17 protein-coding genes are annotated in these 21,967 nt (G+C 67.0%); 10 read left to right on the top strand and 7 right to left on the bottom strand.

Annotated elements, in window-relative coordinates; all coding sequences use genetic code 11:
- Positions 1-92 precede the first annotated feature (92 nt).
- A complete protein-coding gene (locus AC3WJT_RS08030) occupies positions 93-1,181 on the top strand; it encodes a helix-turn-helix domain-containing protein (RefSeq protein WP_492342586.1) in 1,089 nt (362 codons plus the stop codon).
- Between the two features lie 19 nt (positions 1,182-1,200).
- Here AC3WJT_RS08030 and AC3WJT_RS08035 read toward each other — a convergent pair whose 3' ends face one another.
- Complete coding sequence (locus tag AC3WJT_RS08035) at positions 1,201-3,444, bottom strand: arylsulfatase (RefSeq protein ID WP_492342587.1); 2,244 nt, start codon at positions 3,442-3,444, stop codon at positions 1,201-1,203.
- A gap of 328 nt (positions 3,445-3,772) precedes the next feature.
- Between AC3WJT_RS08035 and AC3WJT_RS08040 the strand changes: the two genes are divergently transcribed.
- A complete protein-coding gene (locus AC3WJT_RS08040) occupies positions 3,773-6,724 on the top strand; it encodes a TonB-dependent receptor domain-containing protein (RefSeq protein WP_492342588.1) in 2,952 nt (983 codons plus the stop codon).
- A gap of 417 nt (positions 6,725-7,141) precedes the next feature.
- Here the strand turns inward: AC3WJT_RS08040 and AC3WJT_RS08045 are convergent, their stop codons facing one another.
- The 3 genes from AC3WJT_RS08045 to AC3WJT_RS08055 all read right to left on the bottom strand — a co-directional run bounded on the left by AC3WJT_RS08045 (position 7,142) and on the right by AC3WJT_RS08055 (position 9,501).
- On the bottom strand, positions 7,142-7,396 hold the full coding sequence (locus AC3WJT_RS08045) for an SDR family oxidoreductase (protein WP_492343335.1): 255 nt from the start codon (positions 7,394-7,396) through the stop codon (positions 7,142-7,144).
- Positions 7,397-7,557: 161 nt separating this feature from the next.
- Complete coding sequence (locus AC3WJT_RS08050) at positions 7,558-8,460, bottom strand: CE1 family esterase (protein WP_492342589.1); 903 nt, start codon at positions 8,458-8,460, stop codon at positions 7,558-7,560.
- A gap of 87 nt (positions 8,461-8,547) precedes the next feature.
- Positions 8,548-9,501 carry an alpha/beta hydrolase gene (locus AC3WJT_RS08055; protein ID WP_492342590.1) on the bottom strand — a complete coding sequence of 318 codons (954 nt, stop codon included), beginning with the start codon at positions 9,499-9,501 and terminating at the stop codon, positions 8,548-8,550.
- 371 nt (positions 9,502-9,872) lie between these two features.
- Between AC3WJT_RS08055 and AC3WJT_RS08060 the strand changes: the two genes are divergently transcribed.
- Entirely contained in the window at positions 9,873-11,009 is a 1,137-nt protein-coding gene (locus tag AC3WJT_RS08060) for a serine hydrolase domain-containing protein (protein WP_492342591.1), read from the top strand.
- Positions 11,010-11,631: 622 nt separating this feature from the next.
- Here AC3WJT_RS08060 and AC3WJT_RS08065 read toward each other — a convergent pair.
- From AC3WJT_RS08065 to AC3WJT_RS08075, 3 genes are read right to left on the bottom strand one after another with little or no spacing between them, the layout of a single operon-like run.
- A complete protein-coding gene (locus AC3WJT_RS08065) occupies positions 11,632-12,399 on the bottom strand; it encodes an SDR family NAD(P)-dependent oxidoreductase (RefSeq protein ID WP_492342592.1) in 768 nt (255 codons plus the stop codon).
- Between the two features lie 15 nt (positions 12,400-12,414).
- On the bottom strand, positions 12,415-13,191 hold the full coding sequence (locus AC3WJT_RS08070; RefSeq protein WP_492342593.1) for an SDR family NAD(P)-dependent oxidoreductase: 777 nt from the start codon (positions 13,189-13,191) through the stop codon (positions 12,415-12,417).
- A gap of 1 nt (position 13,192) precedes the next feature.
- A complete protein-coding gene (locus AC3WJT_RS08075) occupies positions 13,193-14,161 on the bottom strand; it encodes a VOC family protein (protein ID WP_492342594.1) in 969 nt (322 codons plus the stop codon).
- Positions 14,162-14,358: 197 nt separating this feature from the next.
- On the opposite strand from AC3WJT_RS08075, the gene AC3WJT_RS08080 reads away from it, so the two are divergent.
- The 7 genes from AC3WJT_RS08080 (at position 14,359) to AC3WJT_RS08110 (ending at position 21,908) form a co-directional block, all read left to right on the top strand.
- The gene (locus AC3WJT_RS08080; protein WP_492342595.1) at positions 14,359-15,222 is read left to right on the top strand and encodes an SMP-30/gluconolactonase/LRE family protein; all 864 of its coding nucleotides are present in this window, start codon (positions 14,359-14,361) and stop codon (positions 15,220-15,222) included.
- A gap of 6 nt (positions 15,223-15,228) precedes the next feature.
- On the top strand, positions 15,229-17,172 hold the full coding sequence (locus tag AC3WJT_RS08085) for a beta-galactosidase (RefSeq protein WP_492342596.1): 1,944 nt from the start codon (positions 15,229-15,231) through the stop codon (positions 17,170-17,172).
- Positions 17,173-17,249: 77 nt separating this feature from the next.
- Entirely contained in the window at positions 17,250-17,873 is a 624-nt protein-coding gene (locus tag AC3WJT_RS08090; protein WP_492342597.1) for a TetR/AcrR family transcriptional regulator, read from the top strand.
- A 63-nt stretch (positions 17,874-17,936) separates the two neighbouring features.
- Positions 17,937-19,661 carry an IlvD/Edd family dehydratase gene (locus AC3WJT_RS08095; RefSeq protein ID WP_492342598.1) on the top strand — a complete coding sequence of 575 codons (1,725 nt, stop codon included), beginning with the start codon at positions 17,937-17,939 and terminating at the stop codon, positions 19,659-19,661.
- Positions 19,661-20,416 carry an SDR family NAD(P)-dependent oxidoreductase gene (locus AC3WJT_RS08100; protein WP_492342599.1) on the top strand — a complete coding sequence of 252 codons (756 nt, stop codon included), beginning with the start codon at positions 19,661-19,663 and terminating at the stop codon, positions 20,414-20,416. The genes AC3WJT_RS08095 and AC3WJT_RS08100 overlap by 1 nt, the downstream gene beginning before the upstream one ends.
- On the top strand, positions 20,413-21,297 hold the full coding sequence (locus AC3WJT_RS08105; RefSeq protein ID WP_492342600.1) for a 2-dehydro-3-deoxygalactonokinase: 885 nt from the start codon (positions 20,413-20,415) through the stop codon (positions 21,295-21,297). Before AC3WJT_RS08100 ends, AC3WJT_RS08105 begins: the two co-directional genes overlap by 4 nt.
- A complete protein-coding gene (locus tag AC3WJT_RS08110) occupies positions 21,294-21,908 on the top strand; it encodes a 2-dehydro-3-deoxy-6-phosphogalactonate aldolase (RefSeq protein WP_492342601.1) in 615 nt (204 codons plus the stop codon). The genes AC3WJT_RS08105 and AC3WJT_RS08110 overlap by 4 nt, the downstream gene beginning before the upstream one ends.
- The last annotated feature ends 59 nt before the right edge of the window (positions 21,909-21,967 follow it).

Raw genomic sequence — 21,967 nt, forward strand, 5'->3', positions numbered from 1 at the left:
CGCGATCGCTCGCGGCGACAGTCCTGGGGGCCTGCCAATGGCCCGGGTCGCCCGTTTCAGGAGTTGAACTTGTCCACCGCACGGCGACCGCGATGACCGACGGCATTCTCTTCGAAGGCATCGTGCGGGGCGTTGCTGCGGGCCTGTATCTGGCGACCGCCATCGTGATCGGCCGCTACATGCGCACGCCGAGCGGCCTGTCGGGCTCGCTCAGCTACGTCTCCAAGGCGGCCCATGTGCTGGCCCAGTTCCCGCCCGCCATGGCTCCGCTCGGCGCCTTGTACCTGCTCCTCGACCTGCCGTCGGTCGTAGGCGCCAGCCTGGCATGGATCTTCGTCACCGAGTTCTTCGAGGAATCGAAGCGGTTCGACCGCCGCAAGCTGATCCCGCTCGCCGTCGTGCTGGTCAATGCGATCATCGCCAAGATGTCGCCGCCGGACGTCGCCCGGGGCCTCTGGCTGCTGCACAACTTCATCACGGTCGGGCTGATGTCCCACGTGCTGATCATCGTCGTTCGCAGCTGGAGCAGCGATCTGGTCGAGCGCCGCCGGCTGGTGGTCACGCCGCTCTATGTCTTCACCAGCCTGTATTCGATCAGCGTCGCCTTCGTGCAGACCATGGAGCTGTTCACCTTCGCAGCGCGCCAGCCGTCGATATTCGCGGCCTTCACCCTGCTGGCGAGCAGCGCCCTTGGCGCTTTCGTCTTCGGCCAGGCGGGTCCGGAGCTGTTCCGTCAGAACAAGCCCGTCGAGCCGGGCGCCCATGCCCGTGAGCCGGCAATCCGGCTGTCGGCCGCGGAAAAGACGCTGGCGACCGAACTTGATCGCCTGATGAAGGTGGAGCGTCTCTACCGGACGCCGGACCTGCGGATTTCGACTCTGGCGCAACAGTTGCGCGTGCCCGAGCACCGGTTGCGGCACCTGCTGAACCAGGGCCTGGGTTTCCGCAACTTCAACGCCTTCATCGGGCAATGGCGCATCGATGAAGCGCGGTCAGCGCTGGCCGACCCTGAACAGCTGCTGGTGCCGATCTCGACCATCGCCATCGACAGCGGCTTTCAGTCGCTGGCGCCGTTCAATCGGGCCTTCAAGCGCGAGACCGGCCTGACGCCGACCGAGTTCCGCACCCGCGCGCTCGGCAGTGGCGACGCTGAAGTTCCGGACGAGGCCGGCGGGACCTGATCGCCAGGCCGGGTGTCGGTCAGTCTTCGGCCAGGGCGATGTGTATGGCCAGGCCTGGGTCGTCGACATAGTCATCGGACGCCTCGACCACGACCTCGTGGATCAAGCCGGTGAAGGTGAACGGACGCACGTAGCGGTCGCTCACCGGGCTGGCCTCGTTGAAGCCGCAGCAGACGCCGCCGGCGGTCGGACTGCCCGGCCACATGCGGTCGAGCGAGCCCGTGGCGATCACCACGCCGTCGCAGAGCAGCGACGCCACGCCCGTCCTGGGCGCTGTCTTGCGGAACTCGAATGCGAGCTGATGGCGCCCTGTCGGCAGGACGATGTCTGATTCCAGCACCTGGCGCCGGTCCGGCCCGACGTACTCGTGAACCAGCCTGCCGTTCTGAATGAACAGGACATAGCCGCCGGCCTGGCCGCCGACGGATAGGATCACGCCTTCGCTGCCCGCCGCGAGCTCGACGTCCGCGGCGATGCGGTAGGACCGGTTGGACACCGACGGCGCGGCGTAACCCGAGACCCGGTTCATGCCCTGCTCGAATCGCCAGCGTTTGCGGGCGGCGCCCCAGTAGGTCAGCAGCACGCGCTCGCGGTTGCGGTCATCAAGCGGCAGGACCTTGTTCCGTCCGGCCTCCTCCCACCACAACGCCACCAGCTCGCGCACCTTGTCGGGGTAGACCTCCGCCAGGTCCTTCGACTCCGAGAAGTCCGTGTCGAGGTGATAGAGCTCCCAGCGGTCGGTCTCGTAGTCGTCGCCCTGAAAGTGCCGGGTGACGGCCTTCCAGCCATCGGCCCAGATCCCGCGATTGCCCATCAGCTCGAAATACTGGACGCGCTTTCGGCCGGGCGCATCGGCCTGGTCGAAGGTGTAGGCGAGGCTGGTCCCATGGATCGGCATCTGCTCGACGCCGTTCAGCACCTCCGGCGCCGTCACGCCGCACGCCTCCAGGATGGTCGGAGCGATGTCGGCGCAGTGACAGAACTGGTGGCTGATCTCCCCGCCGTTCGGAATGCGATCCGGCCAATGGACGATCAGGGGGTCGCGCACGCCGCCGCCATGGGTCTGCATCTTGAACCATTTGAGCGGGGTGTTGCCGGCATGGCCCCAGCCGGCCGGATAGTTGTTCCAGTGCCGGTCGCTGCCCAGCTCATCGATCGCCGCCAGCTTCTCGGCGAAGGTCTCCTCCTGGAACTGGATATAGCGGCGCAGGTTCACGTCGCCGAAATGGCCCCCCTCGGCGCTTGCGCCGTTGTCGGACAACAGCATGATCAGGGTGTTGTCGAGCATCCCGCGCGCCTTCAGCCAGGCGGTCAGCCGCCCGATCTGGGCGTCCGTGTGGTCGAGGAACCCGGCGAACACCTCCTGCTGGCGCGCGCACAGCCGGCGCTCGTCCGCGGTCATAGAGGCCCACGGCCGCACGCCGGCGTTGATGTCGGTCAGCACGGTGTCGGGCGGGATGATCCCGAGTTCGATCTGCCGCGCATGCCAGCGCTCGCGCATCACGTCCCAACCCGCGTCGAACCGGCCGCGATACTTCTCGATGTAGTCCTTCGGAGCCTGGTGCGGCGAGTGGCAGGCCCCGAAGGCGAGGTAGGCGAAGAAGGGTCTGCCGGGAACGCCGGCCTGCTGGTCACGGATCATCCCGATGGTCTGGTCGACCAGATCCTCGCTCAGGTGATAGCCGGGCCGGCTCGGCGCCGGGATGAAGTGATTGTCGCTGACAAGTTCGGGGTGCCACTGGTCGACCAGGGAATAGAGGAAGCCGTGAAAGCGGTCGAAGCCGCGACCCAGCGGCCACTGGCCGAACGGGCCGGCCGCCGTCATTTCGCGGGCGCGCGTCAGGTGCCATTTGCCGGTGGCGAAGGTGCTGTAGCCCGACGGCCTGAGCATCTCCGGGATCGTCGCGGCGTGCTGCGTCACCTGGCCGAGGTAGCCGGGGAAGCCGGTGCACATGTCGGCGATCATACCCATGCCGACGGCGTGGTGATTGCGGCCTGTCAGGAGAGAGGCGCGCGTCGGCGAGCACATGGCGGTGGTGTGGAAGCCCGTGTAGCGCCGGCCGCCGGCCGCCAGGGCGTCGATGTGCGGCGTCTCGATGGTCGAGCCGTAGCAGCCGAGATGGGCGAAGCCGACATCGTCCAGAACGATCACCACGACATTGGGCGATCCCTGCGCTGGCAGGGTCACCGGCTCGAACCAGGCTTCCGAGTCCGCGTAGGTGCGGCCGATCTTTCCGGGCCAGTTGTCTTCAGCATGTGTCATGGCGGGGTCCGGGCTGGCTGGCGAAGGTGCGATGGCCCCCGGCGCGGACCGCGCTGTGCGACCGTCCGGGTGATGCGCGCGAGCGTCTGTCTGCATCTGTCCTGAAGGCGTTGCCGAGCCCGGGCAAGACGCCGGCCTGCGCGGAAATTCGACGGCTAATCGATTCCGAAAACGACCTGATCAAACTTTGAAAAATATAAATAAATCAAAGAATTAAGGTATTTCGACCCGTTGGTCGGGTGGCTTGATCATCGCCGCGCGCCGACCGAAGCATGAGGATGTGGCCGAGCAGCACAGACTGCGTATCAGGCCGGGGGGAGGAACCAAGATGAGAGCGTCCTATCTGAGCGGATCCACGGCCATCGCCGCGGTGATCGCGGCGAGCGTCTGGGCCGGTCCGGCCCTTGCGAGAGCCGATGCGCCGCCGGCGGCGGAGGTCCAGGAGTTCGTGGTCACGGGCTCGCGCCTGTTGACCAGCGAGCAGGCCGAGGCGCTGCCGCTGCGGATCGTGACGGCCGAGGACCTCGAGAAACAGGGCTCGCCAAACCTGCTCGACATCATCCGCGCGATGCCGGAGACGGCCGGTTCGATCGGCAACTCCAACTCCTCCCAGGCCGGCAAGGGGCAGGGCTTCGAGGCGGCGGAGAGCGTCAACCTGCGGGGTCTTGGCCCCGACCGGAACCTGGTGCTGTTGAACGGCCGCCGGCTGCCGCTGGTGTCAGGCTTCTTCGTCAACACCCGCAACATTCCGATGTCCGCGGTCGCCCGTATCGAGATCCTCAAGGACGCGGCCTCGACCACCTATGGCTCGGACGCCATGACCGGCGTGGTCAACTTCATCACCCGGCGCGATTTCGAGGGTCTGGAACTCGGCGGCGCCTACACCTGGATCGCCGACACCGATGGCGACTACGGCCTGGACGGGACCTGGGGCAAGGTCGGCGAGGGCTGGAACCTGCTGGTGTCGGGCGGCTACCAGTCGCGTGCGCGGCTGAAGGTGCTGGATCGCCCGTGGTCCACGCCGGACTACACGATCAATCCGGACGCCGGCTGGAACTTCTCCAGCAATCCCGCGCAGTTCACGCCGGTCGCCAATACCGGCCCGGGCGGCTCTCTGGCCACGAACGGCGCGCGCCAGGTCGACGTCGGCTGTTCGGTGCTGGGCGGCATCCAGCCCTTCGCCGGCTTCTGCGTCAACAACGTCCAGAAGTGGCAGGACCTGGTCGCGCCGGCGACCACCTGGCAACTGTACGCCGAGTTCAACTACGACCTGTCGGACACCACGACCCTGCATCTCGAGGCGCTCTATGCGGAGTCCGAGGCGCTGGTTCACTATCCGCCATCGTTCAACCAGCCCAAGCCGATCACCGAGACGGTCCTGCCGTCCAACATCAACCCGGCCAGCTGGATCGCCGGAACAACGCCGCGGCTGTTCAACAACTGGTTCGTGCCGATGACCAACCCGGGTCTGGCCGCCTATGCCGCGACCAACCCGGCCCAGTTTCCCGCCGGCACGACCGGCATCTTCATCCCCATCGGCCAGTGGCGACCCTACCTCGTCGGCGGCAACCCGTTCTTCGGCGCCAATCCGGCGAACTCGGCCTACCAGACCCGCGACCAGCAGCAGTTCCGCCTGTCTGCCGGCCTGACCGGATCGGTCGGCGACACGCTCAACTGGAACGCCGACTTCACCTTCGGCCGCAACGAGCATGAGCTGAAGGGCTTCGACTCGAGCGGCGTGATGATCGAGCTGGCGCTCCGCGGCCTGGGCGGCCCGAGCTGCAACTGGCAGACGGCCGCGCCGGGCAGCCCCGGCTGCCTTTGGCTGAACCCGATGTCCAACGCTATCGCCGGCGCCCCGATCAACGGCGTCGCCACCAACCCCGGCTACAACGCCGCCGTGGCCAACACCCGCGAGCTGGCCGACTGGCTGATGATCCCGCAGATCCGCTACCTGACCAGCGAGACGTCAGAGGCCAACTTCGGCATGGATGGCGGGCTTGGAGGCTTGTCTTTGGGCGGCGGTGAAGTCCGCTGGGCCGCCGGAGTCCAGTGGCGCCGGATTTCCTTCAACGAGCATGACTCCGAGTATGCCGACCGCACCCGGGTGCCGTGCCTGAACTCGCCGCTGGATATCCCCGGCGCGGACGTCTGCACGCCGACGCCTTACACGCCGCTGGGCCTGGCCGCCGCCTTTGCGCCGACCGACATCACCACCGACATCCTCGCCGCCTTCGGCGAAGTCGTGCTGCCGCTGTCGGACCGCAGCGACATCACGCTCGGCGCCCGCTACGAGGACTACGGGTCCGACGGCGGCTCGACCTTCGATCCGCAGATCCGGGCCAAGTTCCAGCTGACCGACTGGCTGGCGCTCCGCGGCTCGGCCAGCACCACCTTCAGGGCGCCGCCGCAGACCGCGCTGACGCCCAATCCGCTGGCGTCCATTCCGACCATCCTGGGCCGTCCCACGGCGCTCGACCTGATCGGCAACCCCGACCTCGAGCCCGAAACGGCCACCACCTACAGCTTCGGCCTGATCCTGCAGTCCGGCGGGCTGGACGCCAGCCTCGACTACTACACCTACGACGTCGCAAACATTCTGACGTCCGAGCCGCAGAACGCCATCGTCAACGCCGTCTTCCCGAATGGCGCGGGCGGAGCGAACAACTGCGCCACGGTCGATCCGACGTTCCTGGCCGACCACTTCGTGTTCAATGGCGCCTGCAGCGCGGCCAATCTGGCCAAGGTGCAGCTGCTGCGGATCAACGGTCCGGAGGCTACCTTCAGCGGCGTCGACTTCCGCGCCAGTTACCGCTTCGACGATGTTCTCGGCGGATCCCTGACGATCGGGGGCGTCGGCAACCGCACGGTAAGCTACGAGTTCGCGCCGTTTACCGTCGCCGGCCTGAAGGTCGCGGGCTTCGACGCCGTCGGGAAGCTGAATGCCGGCACGCTCGCGCACACCCTGCCGGAATGGAAATGGCAGGGGTTCATGAACTACGACCGCGGCCCCCTGAACCTGCGCTGGTCTGTCCGCTACAACTCCGAGTACATCGATCAGCGACAGGCGACGACGGCGATCGGCCGCACCATCGACGCCACTGTGCTGCACGACTTCGCCCTGGTCCTCGACCTGCCGCGGAACGTGACCTTCTCGCTCGCCGTGTCCAACGTGTTCGACGAGGAACCGCCCCTGGCCCGTCTCGCCGAAGGCTATGACGCGATGACCTCCGACCCGCTCGGCCGCACCATTCGCACCGGCCTGCGGGTGACCTTCTAGATCCAGACGTCGAGACCGGCGGCGCGGCTCCTCCTCCGCGCCGCCGCGCTCCCGGTCACCGGGATCAGCCGTCGAGCAACACTGGCGTCCATCACGCCGTGCTGCTCGGCGGCCTTTTCTTTGCTGTCGGCCGCTCACAGTCGGCGAAATGTCGGTGTCTCCCAGGCGCTGCGGCGACAGGCTGGCTAAGGGGTGGAGGCCGTCAGCGAAGGTGCGGTGCGATTTCCGACAAGGGAGCTTCGCGCGAATGACGCGCGTCAGCCTCCGCTATAGCCGGGACTTCAGCGAGGGATGTGGGCGCCGGCGCAGGCCGGAGACCAGGGCGCGGGTCGGTGGCGGTGCTGTCAGTCTAACGCCAACCCGTCTCCAGCTTGCCCCCGCCCCGGACTGTGTCGAGGCGGGAACATAGAATGGTGTCTAGAAGTGAGCCGTCTTCACCATCCCGCCATCCACCCGAAGGTTGGCGCCGGTTATGTAGCCTGCCAGCGGACTGGCCAGGAAGGCGACGGCATCGCCGACTTCCCGCGCCGTGCCATGCCGGCCGAGGACTGACAGCCGCGCCGCGGACTCGAGCAGCGCCGGCTGGTGCCTGCGATCATGGAGAGGCGGCAGCCGGCCGGCATGACGATGGCCGGGCTGCTTACGGGGTTCCCGGTGGTGTGGGCCGAGCAGCGGGCCGTGCTGGGGGCGTAGGGTTCGCGTCGGTCAGCGACGGATCTACAATTCGGCGCTTCCGAGCCGACGCGCCTTCCGTTTGGGAGGCGGCGGTTGACTGATTTCGTAAGTCCGGCGCGGCAAACGACCTGGTCCGGTCAACCTGTCGTCACCGTCGATCAGGGGGCCCGAGACTGTGTTTTGAAAAACTCCCAGACACGCTCTGCGCCGTCAAAGGACTGGATGGGGTTGCTGGTCCCGCGCACTGGGCTCGTGCCTGGCCAGCCGTGTCCGCCAATCTGGTCAACCACAGAGATCGTGACGGCGCCATTGGGCGTCGGGGCGTAGACGGAGGTTGTCACGGTTCCTGTTGTCGTAATGAACGGCGGCGTTTGTGAACGATTGGCCTCGACCCAAAACTCGACGGTATCTTCCAGCGGCATGTAAGGCGCTGACTGTGCGCGGGACACCAGAGGGTTTCTGCTGAAACCGCCTTCGATCGGCACCTCATTGTCCTGCGCACCATTGATGAGCATGATCGGAAGCGGTCCGCTGGGTTTCATCTCGAAACTGAACATGGCGCCGACTACGGGCGCGATAGCTGCGAGGCGCTCGGCGCGCTGGGTTGCATAGACGAGGGTCATCATGGCCCCGTTGGAACCCCCGGTCATGAAAATCCTGCGGGGGTCGGCGCTGTGATCGCGGATCAGGAGGTCAATCAGTGTGTCCAGGTAGGCAATGTCGTTCGCCAGTCCGACCTGTCGGCGCATGAGGAAGCCGGTGTTCCAAGCGTGTCGGCCCGGCACAATTTCGGTGCCTTCCGCGTAAACCACGGTGAAGCCCTCAGTGACGGCGAGCCTATCAAAACCCGTTCTCTCTCGTTGAGCCTCTGCACTGCCCATACCGCCATGCAGGACGATGACGACCGGCACCGCCTGACCTGGCCCAAAGTCGTTGACCAGCAACGCGCGTCGAGGGGTCCCGTCGACGACTATCTGAATATCCCGCGCGTCCTGGGCCCGGGCGGAAGGGCTCAGCAATACGAACGCCCACAGCAGCAACAGAGCGCGAGCGAGAAGCATGTCAGATTCCTTGCTGGACGGGGACTATGGGTTTGTTGCGGATCGAAGGGATGCGGGCGTCTGATCAGACTTGGAGCTGAGCTTGCGTCAGCCGCCCGCCGCTGCAAAGGCGTCCCGGTAGAAGGCCCAATGCCGGTCGCCGAGGGCGGTCAAAACGCCCATCGGGTCGTGACCGACGCCGGGCAGGACGATCCAGTCGTGGGGGATGCCTAGCCGGGTCAGTTGCTCGTGGAAGTCCCGGTTATTCTCCAGGGTTTCGTCCCGGTCTCCAATGACCAGACGCAGGCGAGAGTCCCGGGCAAGGGTGGCTGCGTTCTGTTCCGCATACCGGCGCGGGCTTACCGCCCGAAAGCGTTCCTGGCCGCCGCCATAGACGTCCCTGAGGAGGTCTTCCGCCTGAACCCTACTGGCGCGTGGCGTCCTTTCCAGCGTCTCCTGCATAGGCCCGGCGCCCATCATGGACACACTGCGGAACAGTTCGGGGTAACGGAACCCGAAGCGCCCGGCCCCGTAGCCGCCCATGCTGAAGCCATCGAGCAATCGTCCATCGCGGGTTGCTATCGTGCGCCAGTTTGCATCGACGTGGGGACGGAGTTCCTGGACGATGACGGTCTCAAGGGGTGCCCGACCATTGGCCCAGTCAACGTACATCCCCATCCGCAGGCCGTTGACGAACACGAGGAGGAAGGGCTGCACCCGGCCGGTCGCGACGGCCTCGTCAACCAGTGAAGACAGGCGGGAGATGCCGGAGGCTCCGCCTCCGGAGCCGTGCAGCCAGTAGACTACGGGGAACCGGCGGTCCGGATCGGCGACATAGGCTGGAGGCGCATATACGTGAAAGCTGACCACGGTGCCCGCAGCCTGGCTCTGGAATGTGTGGAAGGACAGGCCGGGACCTTCGACCCTCGGCGTCACCCACTCAAGCGGTGTTAGGGGAGGCATCCGTCCGGGCGATTGAGCCGGTCTTCCCTGTGCGGCGCTCCCTGCGGCAAGGCCAACGAGTGAGACGCCCAAGCCCATAAGGTGGCTTCGTCGGTTCATCAGACTGGACCTCGGGATAGTTGATCAGGCTACATTCAAACCGAACCGTCGGCGATTTCCGTCGCCGGTCGTTTTGGCCGAGCAGTAGGTAGCGCTGTGGGCGTGGCATGGTGCCATGGGCGAGCGTGCGCCAACCTCTGCATCAGAGTCCGCCGTGCGCTAACATCGAAACTGCGTTGCCCATCGGGGCAGGCCAAATGCGCGCCGTCTCTGGCGTTTGTTTCATCTCCTCATTCATGAGGCGTCCTGTTTGGGATCCTTGAACGGCAGATTGTGGGCCGAATGGGCAGACCAGGAAAAAACCGCCAAAGCGCCGAGAGCAGAAGGGTCCTCTAGTGACAGTGGTGTCCTGCGACGCCTATGACGGCGCTATGCACCTGACGGCAAAGATGTTCAGCGCCTCGATCGGTCGGCTTTTTTTGGCCATCCCAATCACCCTGTGCGTGTCGATGCAGCTGATTGCGCCAGCGTTTGCGCAAGTCATTAGTCGAGCCGCGTTGCAGGCAGAGGTTGCGTCCGACCCGCGGCCCATGGCCCTGTTCGTGACGGGCAGGGGGGTGGCTTCGCCGTTCGCCGTGTCGATAGCCGGGAAGGACGGCGTGGCTGCTACTCCAGCCCTTGGACCCGACACGCCAGTGCGTGTTGCCAGCAATACGAAGACGTTCGTGGCTGCGACAGTCTTGCGGCTCTGGGAACAGGGTCGCATCGATCTCGACGCTGCGATCGGGCCGCTCATGTCGCCAAGACTGGACGAGCTGATGCGGAGCGGCGGCTATGACACCGCCCGGATTACGTTGCGGCACCTGCTCAGTCACAGTGCCGGGATCTATGATCATGCCCAGGACGAGCGTTATCTGACATTGGTGCTCTCGCAGCCGGCCAAGCGCTGGACCCGTGAGGACCAGGTTCGCCTGGCGGTGACGTGGGGCAAGCCGCTGGGTCCGCCTGGCACGGTTTTCCACTATTCCGACACGGGCTACATCCTTGTTGGCGACATCATCGAGCGGATCACAGGCCAGTCTCTGGGCAAGGCGGTGCGCACGCAACTGCAACTGGATCGCCTGAACTTGCAGTCGACCTGGTGGGAGGTATTGGAGGACAAGCCCCGCCGTGCGCCGTGGCGCGCTCGCCAGTTCATCGGTGATGCAGAGGTCACGGACCTTGACGCCAGTGTCGACCTGCATGGCGGAGGTGGCCTCGTTATGTCTGCCAAGGATCTCGCGATACTGACGGCAGCGCTGTTCGAGGGGCGCCTGTTCGAGCGCCCCGGGACCTTGCAGGAGATGTTGTGGCAGGGTCCGCATAAGGGCGCTGACGGCTATCGCCTTGGCGTCTTCGTCGGGCGGGCAAACGGCCGCGATTACTATTGGCACAGCGGCTATTGGGGCACCGTCGCCTATTACGTGCCTGACACCGGGATTGCGGTCGCCGGCGTCACCAACAACCAGGACGCCTATCGTAGGCTGGTGAATGCTGTGCAAAAGGCGGCAGGTGTTGCTGCACCTTGACTGACGCAGTTAGTTTGCGGCGGCAGAGTAGCTGCCGACGCTAACGAGCAGCCCGTAGAGTAGCTTTCCGGCGCAGGCTGGCTGCGCGCCAACGTCCGGGTGTTCTGACCCCCTTGAAGTGGTCCACCCCTTATGTTGGTCGCAGGACCATTTTGGATGGGTGGAACGATGGCAAGGAAGCGCCACAAGCCCGAAGAGATCGTCGCCAAGTTGCGGCAGGTTGATGTCCTGACCGGTCAGGACCGTTAGGCTGACTGGGTGTTGCCGGTCGCCAGTTCGCTATGGGTTGGCCCCGGTTGCCGAGGTGCCCCAAAAGACCACTCAGCTCGGCAGCCTTTTATCTAACTGAAAAGACTTGTAGTTTTTGGCTCCGCACCAAATCGCCACGGTGCGGAGGTCTGGAGACTATCCGGGCATTAGGAGAGAAAAGCGGCCGTTTCCTGGCAAGCGCAGTGCGGAGCCGGTTCGGGGAAACCCTGTAATACAACGGGATTTTCTGGCACCGCCCGGCCCACAGAGAGATTTGTGGCGAGGGGAGTGGCGGTGCTGTCAGTCTAACGCCAACCCGTCTCCAGTTTGCCCCCGCCCCGGACTGTGTCGAGGCGGGAACATAGAATGGTGTCTAGAAGTTAGCCGTCTTCACCATCCCGCCATCCACCCGAAGGTTGGCGCCGGTTATGTAGCCTGCCAGCGGACTGGCCAGGAAGGCGACGGCGTCGCCGACTTCCCGCGCCGTGCCATGCCGGCCGAGGACTGACAGCCGCGCCGCGGACTCGAACAGCGCCGGCTGGTGCGTGCGGATCTGATCCCAGACGCCGCCTTCGAAGAAGATCGGTCCGGGCGAGACGGTGTTCACCCGAAGGCCCTTGCCGCCGAAGCGGGCCGATAGCTGGCCGGCGTAGTTGACCAGCGCGGCCTTCATCGTGCCGTAGGCCTCCTCGCCTGGCGGCAGGTTCGTCAGCACCCCGGCGATCGAGGAGATGAACACCAGGGCCGGCGCCTCTCCCTTGAGCAGCGCGGGAACGGCCAGTTCGGCGAGGCGGACATGCTGTAGCAGGTCCGTTTCAAACGTCTCGCGCCACATTTCCTCGCCAGTGATCGTCACCCGTGTGGAGACGTTGCTGACAACAATATCCAGGCCGCCGAGTTGTTCGACGGCTGCGGCGAACCAGGCCTCAAAGGCCGACTTGTCCCGGACGTCGAGGGCCGCGCCATGAACTTCGCCGCCCATCGCGGCGGCCTCAGCTTCGATCGCTGCAAGACCGTCCGCGCCGCGTGCGCATGTCGCGACTGCGCAGCCTTCCGCCAACAGGGCGCGGACAATTTCGCGGCCGATGCCGCGGCTTCCGCCGGTAACGAGGGCGCGCTTGCCCTTGAGGTTCAGGTCCATGATGTCTCTCCGGATCTATCGGGCGCGTATGCCGCCGTCGACGGGCAGGGCCGCGCCAGTGATGAAGCTGGCCGTATCACCGGCCAGGAAGACGATGGCGTCGGCGACTTCGGCGGGCTGGCCGTAGCGGCCGAGCGGAATGCCCTTGGCGAAATCCCGCGAGAAGCCCTCCGGGTCTTCCGGGCGATACTGATTGGCCAGGGCGGCGGTCATGTCGGTTACGATAGGAGCGGGGCAGACGGCGTTGACCCGCACGCCTCGGTCCGAAAATTCCATTGCGGCGAGCTTGGTCATGCCGATGACCGCGTGCTTGCTGGCGGTGTAGGCCACGGTGTTGCGGCCGCCGCCGATCCCCGAGATCGAGGACACGTTGACGATGGCGCCTCGCGTCGCGGCGAGCGCTTCGGCGCAGGTGCGGATTCCAAGAAAGACGCCACGGGTGTTCACCGCGTGAACCTGATCGAACGCTTCAACACTGCAGTCGACGAGCGGTCCGACCGGACCCGTGATGCCAGCGTTGTTGACGAGCACATCCAGCCGCCCGAACGCCTCCAGGGCGGCCCCGAGCGCGCTGGCCCAGTCGCTCTCGACCGAGACGTCGCCGCTGACGGCAATGGAGCGCCTCCCATGGGCTGCGACAGCAGCGATGGCAGCGGTCATGTCCGCGCCTGGAAGGTCAAACAGCGCCACGTCAGCACCGGCCCGGGCGAGCGCATCTGAAGCAGCCAGACCGATCCCCTTCGCCGCGCCCGTGACCAGTGCGACGCGCCCTTCCAGTCCCGAATGGGTCATGTCAGATTTCCTGTTTCTGGTTGAGCGTCTGGTGGTCGCGACTGACCGCCTCGAGCATACGCGGGTGAGACAGCGCGCTGACGGACAGCGCTTCCGCCCCGGGCGCCCAGGTAATCAGCTCAAGGACGTTGCCGTCCGGATCGCGCAGATAGGCGGCCCGCGCGCGACCCAGATCCTCCGGCGGCCCATGCGGTCGGGCGCCCAGCTCCACGGCCCGGGCGAAGGCGGTCTCCAGATCATCGACCTCGAACGCCACGTGCGAATAGCCGAGGTCCGAGACCGGCCGGTCATCGGAGCGTGCGACCGTTTCCGGGCTGAGATACTGCCAGAACTCGAGCGCCAGATTGCTGCCGCGGACCCAGGCCGCGAGCACGTCGACTCCCGTCAGGCCGGTCACCCGGTCGTAGCGTTCGCTGCTGCGCAGACGCGGGCTGAACTGTGGCTCGACGCCGAGCAGTGCGGCGTAGAACCCGACGAGCCGTTTTAGGTCGTGGGTCGCGAACGCGACATGGCCCATCCAGCTGGCGGGGTCTGCCTGGGCGAACGGCGCGCCTTCGGTTTCGATCACCGCTCCGTCGCGCGAGCGACCGTAGGCGTAGAGGAAGCCCGTGCCGAGGTCGACCGGAGACTCGGGGAAGCTGAAGCCCTTAGGGATGAGGCTGGCATACAGGTCGTCTATCGAGCTGCCCTGGGCGCAAATATGGGTGATGCCCGGCGCGTTGACCGGCGGGCTGGAAGGAGCGCCCGGAGCGGGAACTGCGAACTCGAACAGTTCCAGGCAGGCGTTGACGCCCTTGAGCAGCGCTACCTTCGCGGACACCGCGGGCAGGCCCATCAGGCGGCGCGCCTGGTCGGTGTTCTCGACCGTGAAGCGGGCGATCTCGGTCAGCCCGGCCACCGCGCCGTAGTCCGCCACGGCCTGGTCCAGATTGCTGACCGACAGGCCGACGTGATGCACGCCCTTGATCATTGGAAACATCCTTTCCCCGTCGACCTACTGTTCTATTACACAAATAGTCAATAGCATCGATCCGGGTCGCTCGAGTCGGGCGGTGGTCCCGGTGGAGTCGGCATGGCGAGGTCAGGGTTGGGTCAGGAGAGGGCGGCGGTGCGCGACAGCCGGGCGTCGCTGGCTGGCCCGGCGCGCCCGGGTTCGGAGCGCCAGCCATGACTGTGGTTTGCGTCGCAGACAGCCGCTGCACCTTGGGCGAGGGCCCATGTTGGGATCCGCGGGACGGTCGGCTTTGGTGGGTCGATATCCATGCGCGGCGGGTCCACTGGTTTGAACCCGCTTCTCGCGCACTCGGGACGATTCCGGCTGCGGTGCAAATCACCGCGCTTGGCCTGCGACGGGCGGGCGGCTTCGTCGCGGCCACCCCCGCCGGCGCAGGGGTGTTCGACCCCGTGTCCGGCGCGTTCACGCTGCGCTGGCCCACGCCCGACGAGCCCGCCGAAAACCGCAGCAATGACGGCAACGTCGGGGCGGACGGCAGCTTCTGGTTCGGGACGATGCACGCCCGTGCGGCCCGCCGGTCGGGCGCGGTCTATCAGGTCCGGCCTGACTGGATCGGCCGTCGCGTCGTTGAGCGCTGGGGCATCGCCAACACTCTGCGCACATCACCGGACGGACAGCGGCTCTATCTGGCGGACTCTCTGGACCAGCGAATATCCGCGGTCGAAATCACACCCGATGGCCTCGGCGTCCGCCACGAGTTCGCAGGGACGATGGGTCAGGCCGCCACGCCCGATGGCTCGGCGATCGATTCAGAAGGCTTCCTGTGGAACGCCCAATGGGACGGCTGGCGGGTCGTTCGCTACGCCCCCGATGGCCGGCTGGATCGGGTGATCGATCTGCCCGTGCAGCGGCCGACCAGCTGCACGTTCGGAGGACCGGGCGGGGCCACCCTGTTCATCACCAGCGCCCGTGATGACCTCACCGACGCCCAGCTGTCCGCCCAGCCTCTGGCCGGCGGTGTGTTCGCGGTCGTGCTGGACGTCGCCGGCGCCGCGCCGCTCTACTTTGAAGGATAGACCGGGATGCAGCTCGGCGTTTGCTACTACCCCGAACAGTGGCCGCGCGCGTGGTGGGCCGACGACGCACGGCGCATGGTCGAGACCGGGATCGCCCTGGTCCGCATCGGCGAATTCGCCTGGAGCCGGATCGAGCCGGAACCGGGCCGGCTCGACTGGGAATGGCTCGACGCGGCGGTGGAGACCCTACACACTGCGGGCCTGAAAGTCGTGATGTGCACCCCGACCGCGACCCCGCCCAAATGGCTGGTCGACAGGACGCCCGACATGGTGGCTGTCGATGCGTCGGGCCGGCCCCGCAAATTCGGGTCCAGGCGGCACTACTGCTTTTCACACGAAGGCTACCGGGGCGAATGCGCGCGCATCGTCGAGGTCATGGCCCGTCGCTACGGTGATCATCCGGCGGTAACGGCCTGGCAGACCGACAACGAGTACGGCTGCCACGACACCACGATCAGCTATTCGGACGCCGCCGCGCGGCGCTTCCGCCTCTGGCTGGTGCGTCGCTACGGCGATATCGCGACGCTGAACGCGGCGTGGGGCGGGGTGTTCTGGTCCCAGGACTACCGCACATTCGACGAGATTGACCCTCCCAACCTGACCGTGACCGAAGCCAACCCCAGCCAACGGCTGGACTACAATCGGTTCGCGTCGGACGAGGTAGTCAGCTTCAATCGCCTGCAGGTCGACATCCTGCGCCGGCACTCGCCGGGCCGGGACATCACCCACAACTTTATGGGCTTCTACACCGAGTTCGACCATTTCGCGGTCGGCCGAGACCTCGATGTCGCCACCTGGGACAGCTATCCGCTCGGCTTCCTCGAGCAGTTCTGGTTCAGTCCGGAGGACAAGGCGCGCTACCTGCGTCAGGGCCATCCTGACATCGCCGCCTTCCATCACGACCTCTACCGTGGCTGCGGCCGGGGTCGTTGGTGGGTCATGGAGCAGCAGCCCGGGCCGGTGAACTGGGCCGGCTTCAATCCGGCGCCGCTGCCCGGGATGGTTCGCGCCTGGACCTGGGAGGCCTTCGCGCACGGCGCGGAAGTCGTCTCCTATTTCCGTTGGCGCCAGGCGCCGTTCGCCCAGGAACAGATGCACGCCGGCCTCAACCGGCCGGACCGCACCGAGGATACGGGTGGCCGCGAGGCGCGCCAGGTCTCGGCCGATCTCGCACGCGTCGGTGACGTCGTGCCCCGGGGTCGTTCTCCGGTGGCTCTGGTCTTCTCGTACGAGAGTGACTGGGTCACCGGAATCCAGCCCCAGGGGCAGGGCTTCCGCGCGCTGAAGGAGGCTTTTGCCTGGTACTCGGCGCTGCGCGGTCGGGGGCTGGACGTGGACATCGTGCCTCCGGGCGTCGACCTGTCCGCCTACGCCCTTGTGGTCGCGCCCTGTCTGCCGATCCTGTCGCCCGAGGCGCTGGCCGCGTTCGAGGGCTGTGGCGCCGTCACGGTCTTCGGCGCCCGCGCGGGCTCGAAGACCACTGATCTGCATATCCCCGCCGGCCTGCCGCCCGGCGACCTGTCGGCGCTCCTGCCGATGCGGGTGTTGCGCGTCGAAAGCCTGCGCCCCGGCACGCCCCTGCCGGTGACGACCGCAGCCGGGGTCTTCGCCGGCGAGGCCTGGCGCGAGGACATCGAGACGGACGCACGGATCCTCGGCCGGTTCGATGACGGCGGTCCGGCCTGGCTTCGGTCCGGCCGATGCGACTACCTCGCCTGTTCGCCGGACGCGGCTTTGCTGGACGTCGTCCTGGCGGATGCGGCGGATCGCGCGGGACTTGCGGCGGCGCTCCTGGCCGAAGGCGTCCGCGTCAGTCGTCGGGGCGATCTCGTCCTTGCGGTCAACTACGCGCCCGAACTGCGCCTGGCCCCCGCCCCTGATGACGCGGTGTTCCTCGTCGGCGGTCGGGAGCTCCCGCCCGCCGGCGTTTCGATCTGGCGCCCGGGATGAGTGACGATGACGCGCTACGGGCCGTTGCGCCCGGCGCACATTGCGGGATGATGGCGGACTCTCGCCGGATGATCTGAATGACGCTCGCTGAACCCCGAAAACGCACCCGACTGGCCCCGGAAGTCCGTCGCTCCCAGATCCTGGATGACGCCGCGAAGCTCATTCTGGAGGAGGGGCTATCAGCGGTGTCGATGGAACGGCTCGGGCGCGAAAGCGGGGTCAGCAAGGCGTTGGTCTACAACTATTTCCCGAGCCGGGAGGTCCTTCTGGCCTCGCTGCTGCATCGGGAGCAGGCCGACCTCGACAGCCGCGGCATGGAGCGGGCGCTCGAGGCGAAGTCCTACGAAGAGCTGATCCGGCAAACCACCCGGGTTTATCTCGAGCACACCAGCGAGCGCGGCGCCCTGATCCAGACCCTGCTTGCCGATCCGTCGGTGGCTCGGCTCATGGAGGCGGAATCCGCCGCGGGTCTTGAGCGCACTGTGCGCTACTTTGTCCGCGAGACGCGGCGGGAGTACGGGTTTAGCCGCGAGATGGCGTTGCTCGCCGTCCAGATGCTGATGGCCATGACCGACCGCGCCGGGAAACTGGTGGCCGAAGGGCAGGTCGACATCCCCACGGCCGAGGAGATGTGCGTTCAGATCATCACTGGCGGCGCGAAGCAGCTGGCGGCGAGGTCTGGCCCGACTATTGACGAATAATACAATAGAAGCCATTCCGGACGGGACCAAGTTTGGGTCGCGACCTTCAGGGAAGGCTCTCCTTTGTCTCGCAAGCCGCTGCGAAGCGCACGCACCTACGGAAAACTGGACCGCGACGGCTTCATCCACCGCAGCTGGATGAAAAGTCAGGGTCTGCCGGACGACGCGTTCGACGGCCGACCTGTCATCGGCATTTGCAACACCTGGTCCGAGCTGACGCCCTGCAACGCAGGCCTGCGCGACCTGGCGGACCATGTGAAGCGCGGCGTCTGGGAGGCCGGCGGACTCCCGCTCGAGTTTCCGGCCATGTCGCTGGGCGAGACCCAGATGCGTCCGACGGCGATGCTGTTCCGCAATCTGCTGGCGATGGAGGTCGAGGAGTCGATTCGCGGCAACCCGATCGACGGGGTCGTTCTGCTGGGCGGTTGTGACAAGACAACGCCCGGCCAGCTGATGGGCGCGGCCAGCGTCGATCTGCCAACCATGGTGGTCTCCTCGGGGCCGATGCTCAACGGCAAGTTCCGCGGCAAGGATATCGGCTCGGGCACCGACGTCTGGAAGTTCTCGGAAGCCGTCCGTGCAGGCGAAATGACGCTGGCCGATTTCATGGCCGCCGAGCGCGGCATGTCGCGTAGCCATGGCGTCTGCATGACCATGGGTACGGCTTCGACCATGGCCAGCCTGGTCGAGGCGCTGGGCCTCAGTCTGCCGGAAAACGCCGCCCTGCCGGCGGTGGACGGGCGCCGCGCGACCCTGGCCCACTTGACCGGCCGGCGCATCGTGTCACTGGTCCGCGACGATGTGCGGATGTCGGCGATCGCCTCCCGCGCCGCGTTCGAGAACGCCATCCTGACGCACGCGGCGATCGGCGGCTCGACCAACGCGGTACTGCACCTGATCTCCCTGGCCGGCCGGTTGGGCGTGCCACTGACGCAGGACGACTTTGATCTTCTGGGCCGGGATATTCCCCTGCTCGTCGATCTGATGCCGTCCGGCCGGTTCCTGATGGAAGACTTCTGCTACGCGGGCGGCGTGCCGGCGGTGCTCAAGGCCCTGGGTCCGCACCTGCGCGGCGGGGCCATCACGGTCGCCGGGGTTACCCAGGCGGAGATCGCCGGCATGGCCCGTTGCGACAATCCCGAGGTCATCCGGTCGCTGGAGGCGCCGGTCTCGGCGAACTCGGGACTCTGGGTGCTGCGCGGCAACCTCAGCCCTGGCGGGGCGATCATGAAGCCGAGCGCAGCGTCACCGGAACTGTTGACCCACACAGGTCGGGCGGTCGTGTTCGAGTCGATCGAGGACTACAGGACGCGCATCGACAGCCCGGATCTGGACGTCGATGAAACCTGCGTTCTGGTGCTCAAGGGCTGCGGGCCGAAGGGCTACCCGGGCATGCCGGAGGTCGGCAATATGGCCCTGCCGGCCAGGCTCTTGGCGAAGGGCGTGCGCGATATGGTCCGCATCTCCGACGCCCGGATGAGCGGAACGGCCTTCGGCACCGTCGTCCTGCACGTCAATCCGGAAGCGGACGCCGGCGGACCCCTCGGGCTCGTCCGGGACGGAGACCTCATCGCACTCGATGGTCCGGCGCGTCAGCTGACGCTGATGGTCGACGAGGCCGAACTAGAGCGGCGCCGGGCGGATCCGTCTCTGGCCCGTCCAGCCTCGCCCTATGTCCGGGGCTGGGCAAAGCTTTACGTCGACACGGTTCTGCAGGCCGATCGAGGCTGCGACCTCGACTTCCTCGTCGGCGCCAGCGGCGAGACGGTGAGCCGGGAGTCGCACTGATGTCCGTCTACGCCCACTACCCGAGCCTGAAGGGGCGACACGTCTTTATCACCGGCGGCGCGACGGGCATCGGCGCGGCGCTGGTCGAGGCCTTCGCCGGTCAGGGCGCCGTGGTGAGCTTCATCGACATCGCCCGCGAAGCGGGGGAAGCGCTCGCCCTGCGGCTGGGGAGCGACGTCGAGTTCGCCCTCTGCGATGTAACCCGGGCGGAGGCCCTTGAGGCGGCCATCGGCGACGCCGCCATCCGACGCGGGCCGATCAGGGTGCTGGTCAATAACGTGGCCAACGACCAGCGCCGTCCCGCCTCGGAGACCGACGTCGCCACCTGGCGGGCCGGGCTGGCGGTCAATCTCGACCCGACCTTCCTGGCCGCCCGTGCCGTCCAGCCGGGCATGAAGGTCGCCGGCGGCGGAGCGATCATCAACTTCTCCTCGATCAACGCCCTGCTGGGACCTGCCGATCTGAGCGCCTACACGGCGGCCAAGGCGGCGGTGATCGGACTCTCGAAGTCATTGGCGCGGGAGTGGGGCGTCGACGGCATCCGGGTCAACGCGGTCTCGCCCGGCTGGGTGGTCACCGAACGCCAGCTGGTCCTGTGGCTGACGCCCGAGGCCGAAGCAGCCTGGATGGAGCAGGTCGCGCTCAAGCGGCGGATCCAGCCGGACGACGTCGCCCGGCTGGTGCTGTTCCTCGCGGCCGACGACAGCGCCCTGATCACCGGCCAGAACCTGGTCATCGACGGCGGTCGGACGTGAGAGCCTGGCTGCTCTGCGACTGGGGCACCACCAACGTCAGGGCCTGGCGGGTCGAGGACGGCGTCACCCGCGCCATGGCCAGCTTCCCTCTCGGCGTGTCGCGCATCGGCTCCGGCCAGGTCGAGGCGCGGCTGGACGCCGACGTTCGCCCCGCGCTGGAGGCTGAAGGCCTGCCGGTTCTGCTCGGCGGTATGGCGGGATCGAACCTCGGCTGGACGGCGGCACCCTATGTCAATTGTCCGGCGACCCTCGGGTCTTTGCAAGCGGCCGTCGTGAGACCAGCCCCTGGCGTCTGGATCGCGCCGGGCGTTCGGACCTGCAGCGCGGATCACGGACCGGATGTGATGCGCGGCGAGGAGCTCCAGGTCTTCGGCGCGCTGGCCCGGACGACGGAACCGCGCCTCCTCTGCCTGCCCGGAACGCATGCGAAATGGGTGTGCGTCGAGGACGGGCGGATCATCGATTTCGTCACCGTCATGACCGGCGAACTGTTCGCGGTGCTCAACACTCACAGCGTTCTCGCGGCCGAAGGCGATCCCGGCGATGCCGCCGGCTTCGCGGCCGGCCTGGCCGCGGCCGGGGAAGGAGACGACCTGTCCGCCCGCCTGTTCGGCGTTCGCGCGCGGCGACTCACGGGCGATCTCCCGCCGGGGCAGGAACCCGCCTTCCTGTCGGGTCTGCTGATCGGCGCCGACGTGGCGGCCGGGCCCCGGCTGCTTGGCGCGACCACCGACATGCCGGTGACCCTGATCGGTGACACAGCCCTGTGCGCCGCCTATCGCCAGGCCCTGGCCGGACGGGGGCGGGCCAGCGAGATCCTGGATGGCGACGCCGCCGCGCTCACCGGCCTGATGGCCCTTGTGGAAAGAATCCGCCCATGACGATCGACGAGGCGCTCGATGCCCTGCCCCTGATCGCCATCGTTCGGGGCGTGACCCCCGACGAGGCTGTGGCCGTGGGCGAGGCCTTATACGCCGGCGGCGTGCGGGCGATGGAAGTCCCGCTCAATTCGTCCGATCCGCTGGAGAGCATTGGTCGCCTGGTGCGCCGCTTCGGCCAGACGATGGCGGTCGGGGCCGGAACGGTGCTGACCGGCGATCAGGTCGAGGCGCTGCACGCGATCGGCGGCGGCTTCGTGGTCTCGCCCAACGCTGATGTCGCCGTCATCGCCCGGACCCTGGCGCTGGGTCTCGAGTCCTTGCCGGGCGTAGCCACCGCCACCGAGGCCTTCGGCGCCGTCGCCGCCGGAGCCCGGTTTCTCAAACTGTTTCCGGCGTCGACCTATGGACCGGGGCATCTCAAGGCCTTGAAGGCCGTACTTCCCCGCGCCGTGAAGGTGCTCGCGGTCGGCGGTGTAGGCCCGACGCAGATGGCGGACTGGCGCGCTGCCGGGGCTGCGGGCTTCGGCCTGGGATCGGAGCTCTACACCCCGGGCCTGTCCCCCGAGCAGGTCGCCGCCCGCTTGGCTGACTGCGCCGCCGCCGCCGGCTGATCCGCCCGCAATTCATTATTGACGATTAATATAATAGTTGACGGCGGCGGCGGGAAACC

This window comes from Caulobacter sp. FW305-C-30-S16, from assembly GCF_058783025.1.